This is a genomic window from Streptomyces aculeolatus, from assembly GCF_020400605.1.
In the GTDB taxonomy this organism is placed as follows: domain Bacteria; phylum Actinomycetota; class Actinomycetes; order Streptomycetales; family Streptomycetaceae; genus Streptomyces; species Streptomyces aculeolatus.
The window spans coordinates 108,157-127,852 of the sequence record NZ_JAINRD010000021.1 but is presented as its reverse complement, the minus strand read 5'-3'; the positions used below and the strand labels follow the sequence as shown (position 1 = coordinate 127,852).

Below are 19,696 nucleotides of genomic sequence, written 5' to 3'. Positions count from 1 at the left end.
CTAGGCGCGGCTCCCCGCCGACGTATCAGTCATCGTGACCGGTGTCCGGGAAGCCGGCGACCGGCTCCGGCCCCCGGACGAGGCGGGCCAGCCCCGCGCGCCCGGTGACGCCGAGCTTCGGGTACGCCTTGTAGAGGTGGTGGCCGACGGTCCGCGGGCTGAGGAAGAGCTGTGCGGCGATCTCCTTGTTGGTGCGACCGCCGGCGGCCAGCCGTACGACCTGCAGCTCCTGCGGGGTCAACAGGGTGAGCGGGCCGCTGCGCCGAGGCTCGTCGCCCCGCTCGCCGAAGGCGGCCAGCTCGCCGCGCGCACGCTCGGCCCAGAGCCGCGCACCGAGGCGCTCGAACGCGGACACCGCCGCCGCGAGATGGCCGCGGGCCTCGGCACGGCGGCGACGGCGCCGCAGCCACTCGCCGTAGACCAGCTGGGTGCGGGCGCGCTCGTAGGGGCCGCCGTGCCGCTCGTGGAGCCGCAGCGCCTCGGCGTACAGCGCATCGGCGTCGGCGTCGTCGGCCAGCAGGGCCCGGCACCGCAGGGCGAGTCCGGTGGCGACCGGCCGGTCGACGTGCCCGGCCCAGTGCCGGAAAGCCGCCAGCGGTCCGCGGGCGCGATCCGGCGTGCCGGCGCGCACGGCAGCTTCCACCAGATCCGGCACCGCCCGCACCAGGAGGTCGCGGCCCGCGGGACCCTCGGACACCCGCTCGAGCCGGTCGAGCGCGTCCCCGAACCGCCGGGCGGAAAGGTCGAGCATCCCGAGACCCCAGGCCGCGATCTCGGCATTGACCCGGTGCCGGGCCCGCGCCCGCGGGAGCACCTCCTCGGCGAGCGCCCGGCAGCGTGCCTCGTCACCCGACACGGCGTGCAACCACACCTCCACGGACCGGTGGGCCAGGCTCTCGGTCGTGTTCCCGAGTTCGTCGCTGACGGAAACGCCTTCCGCCGCACACGCGCGGGCGTCCGCGAACTCGCCGCGCAACAGCCGCGCCACGGCCAGCACGTTCAGGGTGTACGGGACCCATCCCAACGCCCCGGAGGCCCGCACCGCGGCCAGCATGTCCTCGGTCCCGGCGACGACGCCGTCGTCGTCGGCGATCATGAGCCCGCCGAACCCGGCGGTGATGCGATGCATCAGGTCGTGCCCGCCATCGGGTGCGGCGGTGTGGAGTTCGCGCATCGGGCCGACGGCCGTCTCCGGACGTCCGGCGAAAAGCTCCGCCCACCCGAGAAGGGCGGCGACAACGGGTGCCCAGTGCTCCGGCGGGGTGAACCCGCGCATCAGAACAGCCGCACGCTCCAGGAGGTCGTGCGCCGCCCCGTGCCGGGCGGCGTGCGCGGCCTCGTAGAGCGTGAGCGCGGCGCGCTCCGGATCGGTGCCGCGCACCAACGCGGCGGCGTCGAGCGTCAACTCCGCGTCGGCCCGCGGCGAGGTGCGTTCGTACTCCACGGCGCCACGGGTGTAGATGGCGTCGGCCCTGACGCCGGGGTCGGCGGTGAGCGCGAGCGCTTCGGCCGCCAGCCGGGCGGCGCGGTCGGCCTTGCCCGCGTCGTACGCGGCCTGGCTGGCGCGGGCGATACGCCGGGCCTTCAGCTCCCGGTCGGCACTGAGCCGCCCGGCGCGTTCGTAGGCGGCGCACACCGCCATCGCGCCGCCCCGGTGCCAGGCCCGCTCCGCCACGCCCTCGAGTTCGACCGCCACCGCCTCGTCGGGTCCGGTGGCGGCGGCAGCGAGGTGCCAGGCCCGGCGGTCGGCGTCGGCGTCCGCGCGCAGCGCCTCGGCGTACGCGCGATGCACCTCGATCCGCCGGTGCAGCGGCGCGTCCTGGTAGGCGGCTGCCCGCACCAGGGGGTGGCGGAACGTGATCCGGCTGTCGATCCGGACCAGCCGGTCGCGTTCGGCGGGCGCCAGGTCGCCGGCGGCGCCACCGAGGGATTCGACCACGTGCAGGATCGTCGCAAGGGGCGCCGCCGTGTCGGCCGCCGCCACCAGAAGCGCGCGTTGGGTGCGGTCGGGAAGCTCCACGATCTGGTGGCGGAACGCCTCCTGCACGCGGCGGGTCACCGGCAGCGGGCCGACCTGCTCGGCCGGGTCGGACTCGTCGACGTCGCCGGCCGCGAGCCGCGACGAGCCGAGCTCGATGATCGCCAGGGGATTGCCGCCGGACTCCGCGAGAACCCTGGCCCGCCCCCGTTCGGCGAGTTCCGGTGCGTGGCCGTCGAGCAGCCTGGCGGCATCGGGGGCGGCGAGGCCGGACAGATCCACGACCTCGACGCCCGCGAGCACGGACGGCACCGACGTCTCACGCACCGCGAACAGCACCGCGATCGGATCGGCCACGAAGCGGCGGGCGGCGAACAACAGCGCCTCCACGGAACCCTGGTCGAGCCATTGCAGGTCATCGACCACGCACAGCAGCGGGGACTCCTCGGCCAGATCGGCGAGCAGCGACAGGATGCCGGCGGAGATCAGGAACCGGTTGGCGTCGTCCCCCTCGGCCAGGCCGAAAGCGCAACGCAGCGCCGTCGCCTGGGGAGCGGGCAGGGCGTCCAACCGGTCCAGGTGCGGAAACAGGAGTTGGTGCAGGCCGCCGTACGCCAGCTCGTAGTCGGACTCGATCCCGGCACCGCGGACCACCCGCATGCCCTCGGCCTCGGCGATCGACACGGCGTGGTCCAGAAGGACCGACTTCCCGATCCCCGGTGCGCCCCGCAGCCCCAGCGCCCCGCTGCGTTCGCCACGCGCATCCGCCAGCAGCCGCCGCACCCGCGCCTGCTCGACGCCCCTCCCCACCAGTGCCATGCGGGCACCCTAGCCCGCGGTTTGCGAACCCGTTCGCCCCACCAGGCCCATGGCCCTGGCAACCCTCCCGGCCCGGGGCCTCAAGCCGCGTGACCGCGCGTACCGCCTGCGGACGAGCCGTAGCCACGGGGCGAGGCGCCCTCGGCGGCCCGTCGGCGGGGGTTATCCCCCTGTGGGGTCCGGTAGTTGGCCCGATGGTCGCGGGGTGCGGGGGGCTCGTAGTTTCGGGGGTCGGCCCACCGCCCCCGGCGCCACCGGGCGCGCCCGGGGAAGCCGCCGTCGTACAGCCCTCCCAGGAGCACCATGCGCAGACCCGCCCTCATCTCCCTCGCCCTGCTCGCCGCCACCGCCCTCTCCGCCTCCCTCTCCGCCGCCGCCCCACCCCCCGACCCCCGCCCGCGCATCGACTGGCGCCCCTGCTCCGCCGCACACCACCCCGAGCTGGCGAAAGCCGGTGCCGAGTGCGGGAAGCTCGCCGTGCCTCTCGACCACGCCGCCCCCCGTGGCCGCACCGTCGACATCGCCGTGTCGCGCATCCGCGCCACCGCCGCCCCCGCCGAACGCCGCGGCATCCTCCTCGCCAACCCCGGCGGACCCGGCGGTCCCGGACTCGACTACCCCCTCTCGCTGCGCCCCGTCCTCGGCGACGTCGCCGACCGCTACGACCTCATCGGCTTCGACCCCCGCTTCCTCGGCGACAGCACCCCCCTCGCCTGCACCCCGCCCGCCGCACCGCCCGCCCCCGTCAGCGGTACCCGCCGGCAGGTCTTCGACGCGACCGCCGCTTCCGCCCGCGACATGGCACACCGCTGCGGACAGCCCCCGGGCAACACCGCGCTCCTGCCCCACGCCACCAGCCGTAACGTCGCCCGCGACATGGACGCCGTCCGCGCCGCCCTCGGCGAACCCTCGCTCTCGTACTACGGCGTCTCCTACGGCGCCGACCTCGGCGCCGTCTACACCCAGCTCTTCCCCCGCCGCGCCGACCGCATCGTCCTCGACAGCGGCACCGACCCCTCACTCACCCAGTACGAGCTGTTCCAGGCCACCGGCCCCGCCGCCGAAGCCGCCCTCGACGAGTGGGCCGCCTGGACCGCCGCCCGCCACGGCACGTACCGCCTCGGCCGCACCGCCCCCCGCGTCCGCGCCACCGTCGAACGGCTCGTCACCCGCGCCGAACGCCGCCCCCTCACCATCGGCGACCACACGGCGGACGCGAGCCGACTACGGCTGATCACCCACCAGTTGCTGCAGTACGAGGAGTCCGACCCGGCGCTCGCGCGGATCGTACGCAACCTCAAGGACGCCGCCGACGGCCACGCCGTCGAGCCCGACCCGGTGCTCGCCCAGTGGCTGCAACTCCTCGGCTCACCCGAAGCGGACGAACTGTTCTCCGTCCCGTCCTTCACCATGTGCGCCGACGGCGGCTGGCCCGCGGGCGGCTGGCCCGCCGGCACGGACGCCTACTGGCGCGCCACCCAGCAGAGCCGCGCCACCCAGCCGGTCTTCGGCCCCCAGGCCAACGCCATCTCCGCCTGCACCTTCTGGCCGGTCGCACCCGGCGACACCGGCACCGCCATCGGCAACGACGTACCCGTCCTCGTCCTCCACGCGACCCGCGACAACAACACCCCGTACGCGGGCGGCGTCGCCCTGCACCGCGCACTGCGCGGCTCCCGCCTCCTGAACGTCGACCTCCGCAGCCACGGCGTCTACGCCAACGCCGTCAGCGGCAACAACCCCGTCCCCTGCGCCGACGAAGCCGTCAACACCTACCTCGCCGGCGCCCCCCTCCCCGAGACCGACCGCACCTGCCGACCCTGACCGCCGGCACCGGCCCGCCCGCCCCGCCGGGCCGGTGCGACGCGCACGCCCCCACACACCCGGCGGAGCAGCGGCCTCGTCGGCAGCTGGGGTCTCCGAGCCCGTATGCCTCGACGCCGAGGGCAAGCCGGTCGGCGGCGGGTAAAGACGGGTAAAGGCGGCTCTGTCCGTGAGTCACGATGTGCACGGGGAAAGTTGGCTTCACCGAGCCGTACAGGTAGAAGTAGCGCATGGATTTGAACTCCCCGGCAGCCGTCGCGTTCATCGCCGCAGTCGTATCCGTCCTCGGAACGCTGCTGACGGTTCGCGCCGCAGTTCGGACCAGCCGCAACTCAGTCGTTCAGGCCCACAACGCAGTGGTTCAGGCGCAGGTCCAAGAGATCATCAAGAAGAGGATCGAGTTCTATCCCCAATTCTGGAAGATACCTGTTCGATACGAAACGAACTGGACCCTCACTCACCAGGACAAGACCCGTGAATGGGCCGAGCAGTACGCACGGGATCTCAACGAGTTCAATCTCGAGGGTGGCGTCTTCTTCTCCCAGGCCGTCTACGAGAAGTTCGTCGAGCTGCGAGAGCTGCTCCACGAAGCCATCGACGAAACCCTTCCAGGCGCCCAGGTTCCGCGCGGCCTCACCGACCGCATACGCCGAGTCTTCTACGGCGACCGCGTCTACGGCCCCGGCTTGTCCACCGTCCTCAAAGATGACCTCGGTAGCTACCAAAACGCTTTGCTCGCTCGCCGCAGCGACCGCTGAGCATCACGCTTCCGGGACGACTGCCGGCCGTGATCGCGACAAGGCCGCGCTCGCAGAGGCGGAACTCGCCCTATGCACACCGCCGGGGCATCGCACCCGGAGACAGAACGGCACGATCAGCGTTACCCCGCCGAGTACTTCGGCAGGGGCGGCGCTGTGGCGGCGGCGTGGGTGACGAAGGCGGACCATGCTTCGGGGGTGAAGCAGAGGTGGGGGCCGTGGGGGTCCTTGGAGTCCCGGACGCGGACGGCACCCGGGGCGGGGGCTACCTCGACGCAGGCGCCGCCTTCGTCGTTGCTGTAGCTGGACTTGAACCAGTCGAGCTCGTCATTCATCGCTCCTCCAGGAGCTTCGTGATGAACCGTAGGGAGTCCCGCGGGCACAGGGCCTCGCGGGCGATCATGTCATGGCGACGCATCACGGTGCTGACCTTCTCCCTATCAGCGTAGAGGACTCCCGCTGTCTGGCCTTCCTCGTAGGCGAGATGCTCGTGCTCCGGTGTCTCCACGATGACGAACGGCCCTCGGAAGCCGGGATGGATGCCGCTGTCGGCGGTCATCACCTGCACGGTGACGTTGCGCTGCTCGGCGGTCTCCAGCAGCCTGCGCAACTGCCGTTCGTAGGCTTCTGCACCGCCGAAGCGGCATCGCAGCGCCGCCTCCTCGATGACGAAGCTGAACGAGCGGTTCAGGATTCCCAGCAGCTTCTGTCGCTCCAGCCTGGCCGTTACTCGCTGCTCGAACGTCTCCTCTTCCAGCGGTGGCACGAACGCTGACAGCACCGCCCGGACGTACTCCTCCGTCTGCAACAGACCCGGGATGTATCGGGGTTCGTACCAGATCAGAGAGACAGCCTCCATCTCGTACGACATGAACTCCTGCGAGTACGACGCGAACTTCTCCGGCTGCAAGTACCCCAGCGCAGCCACCAACATCCCCTGCGCATCGCACATCTCATCCGCCACCTGCAACAACCGCGGCGTCGGACGGCGACGACCCTGCTCCATCATCTTCACGGTGTCGTAGGCGTACCCCGCCTCCGTCGCCAGCTCCTCGCGGCTCACGCCCGCCCGCGTGCGCCACCGCTTGGTCTGGTTGCCGCAGTACCGCCACTGCACCGGGGGCTGGGAGTTTTCGAGCGTAGTCACCGCATTCACCTCGCCGTTGAGGGGTACGGAGGGCAATCGACCCCCCGTGCCCCTACTCACAGTAGCGAGCGGCAACCACTCTGTGAGAGGTGAACCTCAAAGATCCCACGCCCTTCCCACCGGACGTCGTGTGGCGGCTGCCGACGAGCCGCCGCAGCCCCGCCCGCGGCCGTGTTCTCCTCGCCGAGCAGGCGCGCGAGTGGAAGCTGCCGCCCGAAACAGCCGACACCGCCGTGCTGTTGGTGAGCGAACTACTGACCAACGCGTGCCTCCACGCCCGCGCCCCGCGCGGGCGGCACATCGCCGCCCGCTGCGTGCTGGGCGACGGCGGGTTGCGCGTGGAGGTGTCCGACGCGGGGGACGGCGAGCTGCCCACGCCGCACGAGGCCGGGCCCGACGACGAGTCGGGCCGGGGGCTGGCGCTGGTGGCGGCGCTGGCTTCGCGGTGGGGCGCCTATCCGCGGCCGTACGGGATCGGCAAGACCGTCTGGTTCGAGCTGCACGACGTGCTGCCGCCCGGAACGTAAACGGGCCGCCTTACGCCTCCGCGGGCCGGGCGTCCTCCGGCGCGTCGTCCCCTGCCGCGCCCGCCGCCGCCTCGGCGTCGGCCGGTTCGGTCTCCTCGGCCAGCTTCACCACCGCCACCGCCGCGACGACCACGCCCGCGACCGTGACCAACTTCTCTAACGCACTGCCGAACCCGAAAAGCATCGTCTCTCCCCCTCCACATCACTCACCCACCAGCCTAGCCCCGGCCACCGACAGCGGTCCCTGTCCCTTCCAACGAAGGGCGGTAGCACGGTGTAGTGGAGGGTGCACAGGGTGGTGATACTGGGTTGATCCGACCCCAGGAAAGGACCACGCCATGGCCCGACGACTGCGCTTCACCGGCACCGGGCGCCCGCACCTCGACCGGGGGCCCCGCATCCTCGACCCCGACCGGTTCGCCCGCCTCTTCGAGGACTTCGAGCACTCCGCGTGGCACCTGGAGATGCGCCGTCGCTATGCCGTCGACGAAGAGGGCGACGACTGGGCGCAGTTCACCGCCGGGCGGCGGCCCACGTGGGATCTCGACACCCCTTGGTGCCGAACGATAAGGGCCAAGACCCGGGACGGCGCATACGTCGGCCGGGTGCGGATCCTCGACAACCCGCCCACCACCGGGCAGCGCTTCCTGCTGGCGTACTCCGAGAAGAACGCCGAGCTCGGCGAGGACGTCCGCAACATGTGGCGGGCGGACGCCGAGCGTGTGAATCTGCCGCCGGAAGACTTCTGGATCTTCGACTCGCAGACCGTCGCCCTGTGCCTCTTCGACACCGACTACCAGCTCACCGGCGCCGAGTTGATCACCGAGCCGGTACGCGTCAACCAGTACAACCGGCTCCGTGACATCGCGCTGCACTACGCCACGCCGTACAAGCGGTTCGCCGAGCAGCTCGCCGGCCAAGAGGCATAGAGCACGCCAGTCCCATCCGGCGACTCGTCGTCACGGCGGGCTGAGCATGCTCCGGGCGCGGGCGATGACCCGGTGGGCTTCCGGCCCGTACAGCGCGGACTCGCGGAGAGTCCGCCACGTCCGCAGGTACGTGTCAACGCTGGCCGAATCGTCGATCCACAGCTCGGCGTGCCAGTTCTCGACAATCGCTTCCCGGTCGTCGTACAACCAGAAGGCCGTGGCCGCGGGGATCTTCAGCGGCGCGGAAAGCGGGATGATCCCCAGCTCCACGGTGTCGAGCCCCACTGTGCCGGCGAGGCGGTCGAGCTGGGCGGCGAGGACCGCGGGCGGGCACACGAGTGCGTGGAGAGCGGGTTCCCACAGGAGGAGCCGAAAGGTCTTCGAGGAGTCGTACAGCGCCTCCTGCCGCTTCACGCGGGAGCGCACCGCTTCCTCGGTGTCGCGCGGGGAGCGCTGGAGTCCCGCGTATCGCGTGAAGATGTGCCGGGCGTAGTCCGGGGTCTGGAGAATCCCGAAGATCATGGAGGATTCCCACCCGCGGAACACGGTTGCCGCCGCGTGGGCGTTGAGGTGTGTGTCCTGCACCGCCTTGTGCCCGGCAGCCAGTTGACGCCGCCACGAGCGGATGTGGGACTCAAAGCCGCGCAGTCGGGCCAGGAGTTCCTCGTAGGCGTCCGGATGTCCCGTTGCGTCTGCCCACCGGCGCAGGTCGTCGGAGGTAGGCGTCTGACGCCCGTTCTCCAGCCTGCTGACCTTTGACTTGTTCCAGCCGTGCCGGTCGGCGAGCTGTGTGCCGGTGAGCCGGCCTCCAGGGGCCGAGAGTCTCAGCTCTCGAAGCCTCGTCCCGAGTGCTTCGCGAGCCTTCTGATAGTCCGTGCTCACCGGCTCATGCTCCTACTCCCCGGCCGGCCGCGCCGCGAAGTGCTCGTATCGGACGGCGTAGTGCATCGCCGCATCTCGGGCCTGGGCACGGATGCGGGGACGCAGCAGTTTTCCTCACAACTTCCCGCAACCCGGCAGACGAGTCAAGCAACTTGGCGCAACCGCGATAGCCCCCGGGGTCCCTTGCTTCCTACGTTGCTGTGCATTCAGAACCTGACTCGATCTCCGCCCCGGGCGGTCCGGGGCGGTCTTGAGAGGAGGCACCCGACGATGACCCTTCCGATGGCGGCCGCCACCCCCGCCGCCCGGGCCGACCCGGGGGACGAGGACGACAACACCGACATCGAGGACGGCGACGGAGGCGGCGGCAACCCGTCCCCGGGGCACCGCTGAGATGTCAGGAAATGTCAGTCCCCGCGGCTACGGTGCCGCGGGGGCCGACACGGAGCGACAGGAGCGCCATGGGCAGCGAGCAGACCGGCACCGGCCGCGTCACCGTCTTCCCGCTCACCCACCGCTGGCCCGACCGCCGCTGCCTGGTCGCCTACACCACCACCGGCCACTTCGGGACCACCGCCGTCGTCGGCATCCTGCCGGTGCCCGAGCTGGAGCACCCCGACCTGCTGGCCGTCGCCGCCGACCACCACCCCCAGGGCCTCTACGGCTCCCGCGGCGGACACGAGAACGCCTGCGCCGGCTGGGTGATCTGCACCGGCTGGTCCGCCCGTATCGGCGGCTCCGGCCCCCGCCTCGACCTCACCGACGCCGGCTGGCGGCTCCGGTCGGGCCGCAGCATCGAACTCGCCGCACCGATGTACGGCCATGACGTCCTGCACACCGGCACCTTCGCCCTCGACGACGCCGAGCAGACGAAGCAGGCCCTTCGGCTCGTCCGCTGACCGTCCCCCGCCGCCGACCGCGCGGCGGCAGCGGTCACTTCCCCGCGGCCAGCTCCGCCAGGACCCCGTCCGTGAACGGCGGCCACACCTCTGTCGCCCACTCGCCGAACTGCCGGTCCGTCAGCGCCACGCACGCCGCCCCGTGGCCCGCCGCCGTGGGCGCCTCCGGGTCGGCCCACACGAACGTGCCGGACTGGCCGAAGTGGCCGTACGTCTGCGGGGAGGACGACGCCCCCGTCCAGTGCGGGGACTTGCCGTCGCGGATCTCCAGGCCCAGGCCCCAGTCGTTCGGGTTCTGGTGCCCGTAGCCGGGCAGCACGCCCTTCAGGCCGGGGAACGCCACCGACGTCGCCTCCGCGTGCGTCTCGTCCGAGACCAGCCGCGGCACCAGCAGCTCGGCCGCGAACCGCGCCAGGTCCGCCACCGTCGACGTCGCCGCGTGCGCGGGCGAGCCGTCGAGGGTCGTCGCCGCCATGCCCAGGGGCGCGAAGACCGCGTCGCGCACGTACTCCGCCAGCGGTATGTCCGTGGCCTTGGCCAGGTGGTCGCCGAGGGCCTCGAAGCCGGCGTTGGAGTACAGCCTGCGGGTGCCGGGCGGGGCCATCACGCGGTGCTCGTCGAAGCCGAGGCCGGAGGTGTGCGCAAGCAGGTGCCGGACGGTCGAGCCCTCCGGGCCCGCCGGCTCGTCCAGCTCGATCGCGCCCTCCTCGACGGCCACCAGTGCCGCGTAGGCCACCAGCGGCTTGGTCACCGACGCCAGGTAGAAGCGGTGGTCCACCGGGCCGTGCGTCCCGGCGAGCGAGCCGTCGGCGCGCAGGGCCGCGGCGGCCGCCGTTTCGACGGGCCACGAGTCGATCACAAGCAGGCTGTCCATGCGCCGAGCCTAACCCGGGCATATCTTGTTGCTTGGAGTGCACTCCAAGCAAGTAGCTTCGACGCGTCGAGAGTGGGGAGCCGGCAATGAGCCTGACCGCAGCGGCCCGGGTGCGCCCCGTGGGCCAAGATCACTACTCCATCAGCGAGGTCGCCTCGTACACCGGGCTGAGCGCGCACACCCTGCGCTGGTACGAGCGCATCGGGCTGCTCAACGGCGTACACCGCTCGCACACCGGGCAGCGCCTCTACACCGACGGCGACCTCGACTGGCTCGACCTCATCGGCAAGCTCCGGCTCACCGGCATGCCCGTGGCCGACATGGTCCGCTACGCCGAGCTGGTACGGGCCGGGGACCAGACCATGCCCGAGCGCACCCAGCTCTTCCGCGAGCACCGCGAGGTGGTCCGGCAGCAGATCGAGGATCTGCGGACGACCCTCGCCGTCCTCGACTTCAAGATCGAATTCTACGAGGGAGCATCATCCCAGTGCACTCCGTGAACACCCCCATCGCCACCGTCCCCCTCGGCACCGACGGCCCCCGGGTCGGCGTCCAGGGACTCGGCTGCATGGGCATGAGCTTCGCGTACGGGCCCACCGACGCGGACGCCGCCCGCGCCACCCTGGACCGCGCGCTCGAACTCGGCGTCACCCTGTACGACACCGCCGACATGTACGGCGACGGCGAGAACGAGAAGTTCATCGCCCCCTTCATCCGCGCCAACCGCGACGCCGTCACGCTGGCCTCGAAGTTCTCGCTCTCCACCGACCCCGGGGATCCGCAGAAGCGCGTGATCCGCAACGACCGGCCGTATCTGCGCTCCTGCATCGAGGCCAGCCTGCGCCGCCTCGGCGTGGAGACCATCGACCTGTACTACATGCACCGCCGCGACCTGCGGGTGCCCATCGAGGACGCCGTCGGCTACATGGCCGAGCTGGTCCAGGAGGGCAAGGTGCGCGGGCTCGGGCTGAGCGAGGTCACCGGCGCCGAGCTGCGCGCGGCGCACGCCGTGCACCCGATCGCGGCCGTGCAGTCGGAGTGGTCGGTCTTCAGCCGCGACGTGGAGCGCACGGCGGTGCCCGCGGCGCAGGAGCTGGGTGTGGCCTTCGTGCCGTACTCGCCGCTCGGGCGCGGCTTCCTCACCGGCTCGTTCGTCGACGCCGACGCCGACCTGACCGCTGACGACTTCCGCCGCACGATGCCGCGCTTCACCGGCGGCAACGGCGCGAAGAACGCGGAACTGCTCGCGCCGCTGCGGCAGATCGCCGAGGCGCGCGGGGCCACGCCGGCGCAGATCGCGCTCGCGTGGGTGCACGGGCAGGCCGCGCTGCGAGGGATGGCCGTCGTGCCGATCCCCGGGACGCGGAAGCCGTCGCGGGTGGAGGAGAACACGGCGGCGACGGCGATCGAGCTGACGGAGGCGGAGTGGGCGCTGCTGGAGCCGCTGGCCGGGCAGGTCGCGGGCCCGCGGCACGCGGACGTCAACTTCACGTCGGCAGGCAGGGAGTAGGAGCGCTGACGTCCTCCGGGCGACAGATGTCAATCATCAGATGACGGATGCTGACATCTGTCATCCGTCCGGCCTTCCCACGCCACCCTGCGCCCATCGCACACCGCGGGCCCGGGGCGTACGAGAAGTCTCGTACGCCCCGGGCCCGCGCTCATGCCCCAGTCCACCGCGCGAAGGCGGGCCACCGGCCCGCCCCCGAGCGGGAGGTGTCAGGCGTCGCCGCCGGCCGCGCCAGGGTCGGCCGCCGCGACGTCGAGGAGCTGGTACCGGTCGATCGCCTGCTTCAGCACCGAGCGGTCCACCTTCCCCTCCTTCGCCAGCTCCGTCAGCACGCCGACCACGATCGACTGCGCGTCGATGTGGAAGAACCGCCGCGCCCCGCCGCGGGTGTCGGCGAAGCCGAAGCCGTCGGCGCCCAGCGACTGGTACGTGCCCGGCACCCACCGCGCGATCTGGTCGGGTACGGACCGCATCCAGTCGGACACCGCCACGAACGGCCCCTCGGAGCCCGAGAGCTTCCGCGTCACCCACGGCACCCGCTGCTCCTCCTCCGGGTGCAGCAGGTTGTGCCGCTCGGCCTCGACGGCCTCGCGGCGCAGCTCGTTCCACGAGGTGGCCGACCACACGTCGGCCCGTACGTCCCACTCCTCGGCCAGGATCCGCTGGGCCTCCAGCGCCCACGGCACGGCCACGCCGGACGCCATGATCTGCGCGGGGACCTGACCCGCCGTCGCCGGGGACAGCTTGTGGATGCCCTTGACGATGCCCTCGGCGTCGACGTTCTCCGGCTCGGCCGGGTGCACGATCGGCTCGTTGTACACGGTCAGGTAGTAGAAGACGTCCTCGCCGTGCGGGTGCTCCGGCGACGAGCCGTACATCCGCCGCAGACCGTCCTGCACGATGTGGGCGATCTCGAAGCCGAACGCCGGGTCGTACGCCACGGCCGCCGGGTTCGTCGACGCCAGCAGCTGGGAGTGGCCGTCGGCGTGCTGGAGGCCCTCGCCGGTGAGCGTGGTGCGGCCGGCGGTGGCGCCGATGACGAAGCCGCGCCCGAGCTGGTCGGCCATCGCCCAGAACTGGTCGCCGGTGCGCTGGAAGCCGAACATCGAGTAGAAGACGTAGACCGGGATCAGCGGCTCGCCGTGGGTGGCGTACGCCGTGCCGGCGGCGGTCAGCGCGGCCGTACAGCCGGCCTCGGAGATGCCGTCGTGCAGGAGCTGGCCGGTGGGCGACTCCTTGTAGGCGAGGAGCAGCTCGCGGTCCACGGACTCGTACGTCTGGCCCAGCGGGTTGTAGATCTTGGCGCTCGGGAAGAAGGAGTCCATGCCGAACGTGCGGTACTCGTCCGGGGCGATCGGCACGAAGCGCTTGCCGATCTCCTTGTCCCGCATCAGGTCCTTCAGCAGCCGGACGAACGCCATCGTGGTGGCGATCGACTGGGTGCCGGAGCCCTTCTTGACGGCCGCGTAGGTCTTGTCGTCCGGCAGCTTCAGCGGCTGGGAGCGCACCACGCGCGTCGGCACGTACCCGCCGAGGGCCTGCCGGCGGTCGTGCATGTACTGGATCTCCTCGGAGTCCCGGCCCGGGTGGTAGTACGGCGGGAGGCCGTCCTCCAGGTCCTTGTCCGGGATGGGGAGGTGCAGCCGGTCGCGGAAGCGCTTGAGGTCCTCGACCGTGAGCTTCTTCATCTGGTGCGTGGCGTTGCGGCCCTCGAAGTTCGGGCCGAGGGTCCAGCCCTTGATCGTCTGGGCGAGGATGACGGTCGGCTGGCCCTTGTGCGCGACGGCTGCCTCGAAGGCGGCGTAGACCTTGCGGTGGTCGTGGCCGCCGCGGCCGAGGTGGAGGAGCTGCTCGTCGCTCATCTCCTCGACCATCTTGCGCAGCCGCAGGTCGTCGCCGAAGAAGTGCTCGCGGATGTACGCGCCGGACTCGGTGGCGTACGTCTGGAACTGGCCGTCGGGCGTCGTGTTCAGCTTGTTGACCAGGGCGCCGTCGCGGTCCTGGGCCAGCAGGGGGTCCCAGGAGCGGTCCCAGACGAGCTTGATCACGTTCCAGCCGGCGCCGCGGAAGTACGACTCCAGCTCCTGGATGATCTTCCCGTTGCCGCGCACCGGGCCGTCGAGCCGCTGGAGGTTGCAGTTCACCACGAAGGTGAGGTTGTCCAGGCCCTCGCGGGCGGGCAGCGACAGCTGGCCCAGCGACTCCGGCTCGTCCATCTCGCCGTCGCCGAGGAAGGCCCACACGTGCGAGTTCGAGGTGTCGGCGATGCCGCGGGCGTGCATGTACCGGTTCATCCGCGCCTGGTGGATGGCGCCGAGCGGGCCGAGGCCCATGGAGACGGTGGGGAACTCCCAGAAGTCCGGCATGTTCCGCGGGTGCGGGTAGCTCGACAGGCCCTGCGGGGCCTTGGAGTGCTCCTGCCGGAAGCCGTCGAGCTGCGCCTCGCTCAGGCGGTCGAGGAGGAAGGCGCGGGCGTAGATGCCGGGCGAGGCGTGGCCCTGGAAGAAGATCTGATCACCTCCGCCACCGTCGTCCTTGCCGCGGAAGAAGTGGTTGAAGCCCACGTCGTACAGGGACGCGGAGGAGGCGAAGGTGGCGATGTGGCCGCCGACGCCGATGCCGGGGCGCTGCGCCCGGGAGACCATCACGGCCGCGTTCCAGCGGGTCGCGTTCAGGACCTTCCGCTCGATCTCCTCGTTGCCGGGGAAGAACGGCTCGTCCTTGGTGGCGATGGTGTTGACGTAGTCCGTGCTGCGCATCTCGGGAACGGCCACACGCTTCTCGCGGGCGCGTTCGATGAGGCGGAGCATGAGATAGCGGGCCCGTTCCCGGCCGCGCTCGTCGACCGCCGCGTCAAGCGAGTCGAGCCACTCCTGGGTCTCCTCGGGATCGAAATCCGGGACCTGGCTGGGAAGGCCGCCAATGATGATCGGGTTGCGATCGGATCCGGAAGCCACGCTGCCCCTTTGCTTGTACGTATCGGTAATCGGACTGCTCGCGGATGAGAGGTCTCGCGCTGATTCCCATCGTCCACCGCGGTTGCGGCCACGTCATCTCTACTGTTTGGTAACCCTGCATTCCCTCCACCGAGGTTCCACCGGGACCGCCGTGGAGGGGCAGTACAGGCTGATCGCCAGCGTACCCGCAGGCAACCCGGGCGACTGCGCCCCCTGGTCCAGGGGTGCCCTCCATAGGGCGGGATCGGCCGCCGGGTACTTGCGCGATTCGCCCGGCACGTGTGGACTACGCCCATCGCCCTCGCGTGCGCGCGGGTGTGATGCTGATTTCGGCAGACATCGGAAGACACAGGCACACGAGCAGGAGGCAATCCGTGAGCGCGACCGCGGACCACGCGGAGGAGCGGACCAACCCCGCCACCAGGCTGGGTTTCCAGGCCGGAGAGGTGGTCCAGGAGATCGGTTACGACGACGACACCGATCAGGAGCTTCGCGAGGCCATCGAATCGATCACCGGGCAGAACCTCGTGGACGAGGACTACGACGACGTCGCGGACGCCGTCGTGCTCTGGTTCCGCGACGACGACGGCGATCTGACGGATGCGCTGGTGGACGCCACCACCATGATCGACGAAGGCGCCCCGGTCTGGCTCATGACGCCCAAGACCGGCCGTGACGGCTACGTCGAGCCCAGCGACATCGGCGAGGCGGCGCAGACCGCAGGTCTGGCCCAGACCAAGAGCATCAACGCGGGCAAGGACTGGAGCGGCAGCCGCCTGGTCACCCCGAAGGGGGCCCGCTCGACCAAGCGCTGACGCACCTGCCACCGGGACTGCTCGGACGGTCCCGCCGGGGCTGCCGGGCAGTCCCGCGGCTGCCGCGCGGCCGGGTGCCGGCCGGCGCGACGGCATCCCGGCGGGGAGCGGAGCACGCCCCCGCCGTACGCTCGTGACCCGGTTCGGGTTCGGCCGGCCGACAGGACCGGAGGTCACGCATGGCACTGGACGGGATCGAGGCCCTCGCGCCCGGCGCCGAGGCGCCGGACTTCGTGCTGCGCGACGAGCACGGGCAGACGGTGCGGCTCTCGGACTTCCGCGGGGAGAAGGCGGTCGTCCTGCTCTTCTTCCCGTACGCCTTCACCGGCGTCTGCACGGGCGAGCTGTGCGCGCTGCGCGACCGGCTGCCCGCGTTCGTCAACGACGAGGTCCAGCTGCTGGCCGTCTCCTGTGACACGCCCTTCGCCCTGCGCGTCTTCGCCGACCGGGAGGGCTTCGGCTACCCGCTGCTCAGCGACTTCTGGCCGCATGGCGCCACCGCGCGCGCGTACGGCGTCCTCGACGAGCAGAAGGGCTGCGCGGTCCGCGGCACGTTCGTCATCGACACCGCGGGCACCGTCCGCTGGACGGTCGTCAACGACCTGCCGGACGCCCGCGACATCGACGAGTACGTCACCGCGCTGAAGGCCCTCGCCGCCGCCTGACGTCCCGCGGGCGGTCCCGGCCGGCGGTCCCGTCGCGCGCGGGACCGGTGTTCGTTCGGGTGTTCGGCGAGGTGGACCTCCGGGGAGTGGAATCCCGCACGATCCGGCAGCGGTGCGGCTCCTGACGCTTCCGGACCCGGGAAGTGTCAGGGCTTGACACCGCCGGGGAAGATGGGGGCACGACGTACGTGCCGGGTCCGGGTGAACCGTGCGGGTACGGTGACGACAGCCCGGTGCCGTGCAGCGCCGCGGAGACGGACGGACACACGATGAGAATGGACGACTGCCAGTGGTGCTGAAAACCTTCGGCTGGTCTTTCGCGGTGACCGCCGCGGGCCTCGCCTGTGCCGCGATCTTCTGGGGGTGGGAGGCGTTCGTCCTGGTGGCGATCCTCTCCATCCTGGAGATCTCGCTCTCCTTCGACAACGCGGTCGTCAACGCCGGCGTGCTGAAGAAGATGAACGCCTTCTGGCAGAAGATCTTCCTCACCATCGGCATCCTCATCGCCGTCTTCGGCATGCGCCTGGTCTTCCCGGTGGTGATCGTCGCCATCACGGCGAAGGTCGGGCCCATCGAAGCGATCGAGCTGGCCGTGGACGACCCCGACCGCTACGAGCAGCTGGTCACCGACGCGCATCCGTCGATCGCGGCGTTCGGCGGGATGTTCCTGCTGATGATCTTCCTTGAGTTCCTCTTCGCCGAGCGGGAGCACAAGTGGATCCCGATCATCGAAAAGCCGCTCTCGAAGGTCGGCCGGATCGACGCGATCTCCGTGTGCATCGCCCTGATCGTGCTGCTGACCACCGCGATGACGATCGCGACGAGCGCGATCCAGCACGGCGGCGGACATGTGGACAAATCAGGGACGGTCATGTCCGCCGGCATCGCCGGCCTCATCACATACCTCATCGTCGGCGGCCTGTCCGGGCACTTCGAGAACAAGCTCGAAGAGGAGGAGGAACGGGAGCACGAGGCGGAGGAGGCGGCCAAGCGCTCCGGCCAGCAGCCGAGCGCCGTGGGGCTCGCGGGCAAGGCCGCGTTCTTCATGTTCCTCTACCTGGAGGTGCTGGACGCCTCGTTCTCCTTCGACGGAGTCATCGGCGCCTTCGCCATCACCAACCACATCTTCTGGATGGCGCTGGGCCTGGGCATCGGCGCGATGTACGTGCGGTCCCTGACCGTCTACCTGGTCCGGCAGGGCACCCTCGACGACTACGTGTACCTGGAGCACGGCGCGCACTACGCGATCGGCGCCCTGGCGACCATCCTGCTGATCACCATCAAGTGGCACATCCACGAGGTCATCACCGGCGTCATCGGTGTCGCCTTCATCGGCCTCTCCCTCTACTCCTCCATCCGCCGCAACCGGCGCATCGAGCGGGAGGGCGGAGACGGGGGAGGAGAAGACGAACCGGCCGAAAAGGAGCTTCCCTCCCGCGTGTAGGTTCCGCGCGCTCCCCGATGCGGAAGGATTCCCCTCGGGGCCGGTCGTCCGGCCGGTCCCGAGGGGTTTTCTCATGCCTGGGGGTGCGAGGTGTCGTTCTGGGGCAACTGGCGGCGGGAGGGGGTGCCGCAGTTCGACAGCGCGGGTGCGTCGTACTCGGTGCAGCTCACCAAGCGCAAGCCGCTGCTCTCGCTGACCAAGCAGGGATCCGACACCGGCAACCTGCGCATCAACCTCTCCTGGCGCATGCGCACCTCCGACCTCGGCGGCCGCACCCGCAGGAGCGGCGGGACGCTGCTGCACCCGGCGAAGCTCTTCCGGCCCGAGATGGTGCAGGCCCAGGGGCCCGCGGTGGTCAACGTCGACCTCGACCTGGCGTGCATGTACGAGCTGGCTGACGGCACGCGGGGCGTGGTGCAGCCCCTCGGCAACCTCCTCGGCGACATCAACGACGCGCCGTACATCAAGCTCAGCGGCGACGACCGGTTCGGCTCGGGCTCCGGCGAGACGGTGTACGTCAACCTCGACCACAAGGACGCCTTCCGGCGGCTGCTGGTCTTCGTCTACATCTACGACGGCACGCCCGCCTTCGACCGCACCCAGGCGGTCGTCACGCTCTACCCGTCCAGCGGCCCGCGCGTGGAGATCGCGCTCGACGAGCGGGCGCCGGAGGCGCGCTCGTGCGCGGTGCTGCTGATCGAGAACAAGAAGGGCGAGCTGACGGTGCGGCGCGAGGTGCGGTACGTGTACGGGTTCCAGTCGGAGCTGGACCGGCTGTACGGCTGGGGGCTGGTGTGGGGGCGGGGCTTCAAGTCGAAGACCTGACCCCGTGGGCGGCGGTCAGCGGCCGATGAACTGGGGGCCCTGCGGCGGGAGGGTGAACGCCGGGGGGTAGCCGTACGCGATGGGGGGCGCGGGCTGCGGGGCGGCTTGGGGCTGCGCCTGCGGCTGCGCGGACTGGGGCTGCTGGGCCGGGGCGGACCGGGCGCTCTGCGCGGACGGGGCGCTGTGGGCGCTCTGCGCGCTGTGCCGGTCGCCGGACGCCGGGTCGTTCGCGGCCTCCGGCGTCGGGTGGTGCCCGGTGTCGGTCTCGTCCACGGAGATGCCGAACTCGCCGGCGACGCCGACCAGGCCCGTGCCGTACCCCTTCGTCACCGCCCGGAACTGCCAGCCGCCGCCCGCCCGGCGCAGCTCGCCGCAGATCAGCGCGGAGGACGCGCCGCCGTCCGGCTGGATGTCCACGTACGCGAACGGCTCCCCGCCCGCCGCCTCGCCGGCGCCGGCGCCGGCGTCGTGCAGCTCGACGCGCAGGTTCCGCACCCGCGCCAGGGTGCCGCCGTCGGCGGAGGCGATCAGCACCATGCGGTCGACCGACGGGTCCTGCCGGGTGAGCTGCGCCTCCACGGAGTCGGTCAGCCCCTCGCCCTGCCGCTTCTTCGGCAGCTTGCGGGCGAGCCCGGAGGGGTGCCGGGGCTGGTTGTAGAAGACGAAGTCGGCGTCCGAGCGGACCCGGCCGCCCTCGTCGAGGAGGATGACGCAGGCGTCGACGTCCGGGATCCCGGCGCCCGGGGTCCAGCGCAGCACCGCCCGCACCGCAGCGACGGATACGGACATGTCGGATCCCTGCGCCATGGCGTGCGTCATGCGGGCTATCCTGCCCTGTCGCCA

Annotated in this window: 20 protein-coding genes; 12 read left to right on the top strand and 8 right to left on the bottom strand. The window is 71.3% G+C overall.

Annotation, left to right across the window (positions count from 1 at the left end; all coding sequences use genetic code 11):
* Window positions 1-25 precede the first annotated feature (25 nt).
* The gene (locus LG396_RS29005) at window positions 26-2,797 is read right to left on the bottom strand and encodes an ATP-binding protein (RefSeq protein WP_225797034.1); all 2,772 of its coding nucleotides are present in this window, start codon (window positions 2,795-2,797) and stop codon (window positions 26-28) included.
* 303 nt (window positions 2,798-3,100) lie between these two features.
* Between LG396_RS29005 and LG396_RS29000 the strand changes: the two genes are divergently transcribed.
* Window positions 3,101-4,621, top strand: coding sequence for an alpha/beta hydrolase (locus LG396_RS29000; RefSeq protein WP_225797033.1), 1,521 nt, complete (start codon window positions 3,101-3,103; stop codon window positions 4,619-4,621).
* A gap of 230 nt (window positions 4,622-4,851) precedes the next feature.
* A complete protein-coding gene (locus LG396_RS28995) occupies window positions 4,852-5,379 on the top strand; it encodes a hypothetical protein (RefSeq protein ID WP_225797032.1) in 528 nt (175 codons plus the stop codon).
* A gap of 122 nt (window positions 5,380-5,501) precedes the next feature.
* On the opposite strand, the gene LG396_RS28990 is transcribed toward LG396_RS28995, so the two are convergent.
* Both LG396_RS28990 and LG396_RS28985 read right to left on the bottom strand, forming a co-directional pair.
* Window positions 5,502-5,714, bottom strand: a complete 213-nt coding sequence (locus LG396_RS28990; RefSeq protein ID WP_225797031.1) for a DUF397 domain-containing protein — start codon at window positions 5,712-5,714, stop codon at window positions 5,502-5,504.
* Window positions 5,711-6,526 carry a helix-turn-helix domain-containing protein gene (locus tag LG396_RS28985; RefSeq protein ID WP_225797030.1) on the bottom strand — a complete coding sequence of 272 codons (816 nt, stop codon included), beginning with the start codon at window positions 6,524-6,526 and terminating at the stop codon, window positions 5,711-5,713. Before LG396_RS28985 ends, LG396_RS28990 begins: the two co-directional genes overlap by 4 nt.
* Before the next feature lie 89 nt (window positions 6,527-6,615).
* Here LG396_RS28985 and LG396_RS28980 point away from each other — a divergent pair, with 89 nt between their 5' ends.
* The gene (locus tag LG396_RS28980; RefSeq protein WP_225797029.1) at window positions 6,616-7,053 is read left to right on the top strand and encodes an ATP-binding protein; all 438 of its coding nucleotides are present in this window, start codon (window positions 6,616-6,618) and stop codon (window positions 7,051-7,053) included.
* A gap of 10 nt (window positions 7,054-7,063) precedes the next feature.
* On the opposite strand, the gene LG396_RS28975 is transcribed toward LG396_RS28980, so the two are convergent.
* Complete coding sequence (locus tag LG396_RS28975) at window positions 7,064-7,237, bottom strand: hypothetical protein (protein WP_165440292.1); 174 nt, start codon at window positions 7,235-7,237, stop codon at window positions 7,064-7,066.
* Between the two features lie 154 nt (window positions 7,238-7,391).
* On the opposite strand from LG396_RS28975, the gene LG396_RS28970 reads away from it, so the two are divergent.
* Window positions 7,392-7,982 (top strand): DUF6879 family protein, encoded by a 591-nt coding sequence (locus LG396_RS28970; RefSeq protein WP_225797028.1) that lies wholly within the window; start codon window positions 7,392-7,394, stop codon window positions 7,980-7,982.
* Window positions 7,983-8,012: 30 nt separating this feature from the next.
* On the opposite strand, the gene LG396_RS28965 is transcribed toward LG396_RS28970, so the two are convergent.
* Window positions 8,013-8,864, bottom strand: a complete 852-nt coding sequence (locus tag LG396_RS28965; RefSeq protein WP_225797027.1) for a helix-turn-helix domain-containing protein — start codon at window positions 8,862-8,864, stop codon at window positions 8,013-8,015.
* Window positions 8,865-9,134: 270 nt separating this feature from the next.
* On the opposite strand from LG396_RS28965, the gene LG396_RS39445 reads away from it, so the two are divergent.
* Together LG396_RS39445 and LG396_RS28960 are read left to right on the top strand one after the other, a co-directional pair.
* The gene (locus tag LG396_RS39445; protein WP_263979706.1) at window positions 9,135-9,257 is read left to right on the top strand and encodes a hypothetical protein; all 123 of its coding nucleotides are present in this window, start codon (window positions 9,135-9,137) and stop codon (window positions 9,255-9,257) included.
* Between the two features lie 68 nt (window positions 9,258-9,325).
* The gene (locus LG396_RS28960) at window positions 9,326-9,763 is read left to right on the top strand and encodes a hypothetical protein (RefSeq protein WP_225797026.1); all 438 of its coding nucleotides are present in this window, start codon (window positions 9,326-9,328) and stop codon (window positions 9,761-9,763) included.
* Window positions 9,764-9,797: 34 nt separating this feature from the next.
* Here LG396_RS28960 and LG396_RS28955 read toward each other — a convergent pair whose 3' ends face one another.
* Window positions 9,798-10,637 (bottom strand): serine hydrolase domain-containing protein, encoded by an 840-nt coding sequence (locus tag LG396_RS28955; protein ID WP_225797025.1) that lies wholly within the window; start codon window positions 10,635-10,637, stop codon window positions 9,798-9,800.
* Between the two features lie 86 nt (window positions 10,638-10,723).
* Between LG396_RS28955 and LG396_RS28950 the strand changes: the two genes are divergently transcribed.
* Window positions 10,724-11,137, top strand: a complete 414-nt coding sequence (locus LG396_RS28950; RefSeq protein WP_100302686.1) for a MerR family transcriptional regulator — start codon at window positions 10,724-10,726, stop codon at window positions 11,135-11,137.
* Window positions 11,125-12,147 carry an aldo/keto reductase gene (locus LG396_RS28945; RefSeq protein WP_225797024.1) on the top strand — a complete coding sequence of 341 codons (1,023 nt, stop codon included), beginning with the start codon at window positions 11,125-11,127 and terminating at the stop codon, window positions 12,145-12,147. The genes LG396_RS28950 and LG396_RS28945 overlap by 13 nt, the downstream gene beginning before the upstream one ends.
* Window positions 12,148-12,356: 209 nt before the next feature.
* Here LG396_RS28945 and aceE read toward each other — a convergent pair whose 3' ends face one another.
* Complete coding sequence (aceE, locus tag LG396_RS28940) at window positions 12,357-15,104, bottom strand: pyruvate dehydrogenase (acetyl-transferring), homodimeric type (protein WP_225797023.1); 2,748 nt, start codon at window positions 15,102-15,104, stop codon at window positions 12,357-12,359.
* Between the two features lie 374 nt (window positions 15,105-15,478).
* Here aceE and LG396_RS28935 point away from each other — a divergent pair, with 374 nt between their 5' ends.
* From LG396_RS28935 to LG396_RS28920, 4 genes are all read left to right on the top strand, one after another.
* Window positions 15,479-15,919, top strand: a complete 441-nt coding sequence (locus tag LG396_RS28935) for a DUF3052 domain-containing protein (RefSeq protein ID WP_018839008.1) — start codon at window positions 15,479-15,481, stop codon at window positions 15,917-15,919.
* Window positions 15,920-16,098: 179 nt separating this feature from the next.
* Window positions 16,099-16,584, top strand: a complete 486-nt coding sequence (locus LG396_RS28930; protein WP_027743949.1) for a peroxiredoxin — start codon at window positions 16,099-16,101, stop codon at window positions 16,582-16,584.
* Between the two features lie 289 nt (window positions 16,585-16,873).
* Window positions 16,874-18,028 carry a DUF475 domain-containing protein gene (locus LG396_RS28925; protein WP_100302683.1) on the top strand — a complete coding sequence of 385 codons (1,155 nt, stop codon included), beginning with the start codon at window positions 16,874-16,876 and terminating at the stop codon, window positions 18,026-18,028.
* A 90-nt stretch (window positions 18,029-18,118) separates the two neighbouring features.
* On the top strand, window positions 18,119-18,853 hold the full coding sequence (locus LG396_RS28920) for a TerD family protein (protein ID WP_018839011.1): 735 nt from the start codon (window positions 18,119-18,121) through the stop codon (window positions 18,851-18,853).
* A 15-nt stretch (window positions 18,854-18,868) separates the two neighbouring features.
* Here the strand turns inward: LG396_RS28920 and LG396_RS28915 are convergent, their stop codons facing one another.
* Window positions 18,869-19,672 carry a TerD family protein gene (locus LG396_RS28915; protein WP_225797022.1) on the bottom strand — a complete coding sequence of 268 codons (804 nt, stop codon included), beginning with the start codon at window positions 19,670-19,672 and terminating at the stop codon, window positions 18,869-18,871.
* Window positions 19,673-19,696 lie beyond the last annotated feature (24 nt).

Excerpts from the sequence above, each read along its gene's own strand:
- LG396_RS28975 (WP_165440292.1), bottom strand. The coding sequence starts at position 7,237 with ATGCTTTTCGGGTTCGGCAGTGCGTTAGAGAAGTTGGTCACGGTCGCG.
- LG396_RS28915 (WP_225797022.1), bottom strand. The coding sequence starts at position 19,672 with ATGACGCACGCCATGGCGCAGGGATCCGACATGTCCGTATCCGTCGCT.
- LG396_RS28990 (WP_225797031.1), bottom strand. The coding sequence starts at position 5,714 with ATGAATGACGAGCTCGACTGGTTCAAGTCCAGCTACAGCAACGACGAA.
- LG396_RS29005 (WP_225797034.1), bottom strand. The coding sequence starts at position 2,797 with ATGGCACTGGTGGGGAGGGGCGTCGAGCAGGCGCGGGTGCGGCGGCTG.
- LG396_RS28950 (WP_100302686.1), top strand. The coding sequence starts at position 10,724 with ATGAGCCTGACCGCAGCGGCCCGGGTGCGCCCCGTGGGCCAAGATCAC.
- LG396_RS29000 (WP_225797033.1), top strand. The coding sequence starts at position 3,101 with ATGCGCAGACCCGCCCTCATCTCCCTCGCCCTGCTCGCCGCCACCGCC.
- LG396_RS28955 (WP_225797025.1), bottom strand. The coding sequence starts at position 10,637 with ATGGACAGCCTGCTTGTGATCGACTCGTGGCCCGTCGAAACGGCGGCC.
- LG396_RS28960 (WP_225797026.1), top strand. The coding sequence starts at position 9,326 with ATGGGCAGCGAGCAGACCGGCACCGGCCGCGTCACCGTCTTCCCGCTC.
- LG396_RS28995 (WP_225797032.1), top strand. The coding sequence starts at position 4,852 with ATGGATTTGAACTCCCCGGCAGCCGTCGCGTTCATCGCCGCAGTCGTA.
- LG396_RS28970 (WP_225797028.1), top strand. The coding sequence starts at position 7,392 with ATGGCCCGACGACTGCGCTTCACCGGCACCGGGCGCCCGCACCTCGAC.
- LG396_RS39445 (WP_263979706.1), top strand. The coding sequence starts at position 9,135 with ATGACCCTTCCGATGGCGGCCGCCACCCCCGCCGCCCGGGCCGACCCG.
- LG396_RS28930 (WP_027743949.1), top strand. The coding sequence starts at position 16,099 with ATGGCACTGGACGGGATCGAGGCCCTCGCGCCCGGCGCCGAGGCGCCG.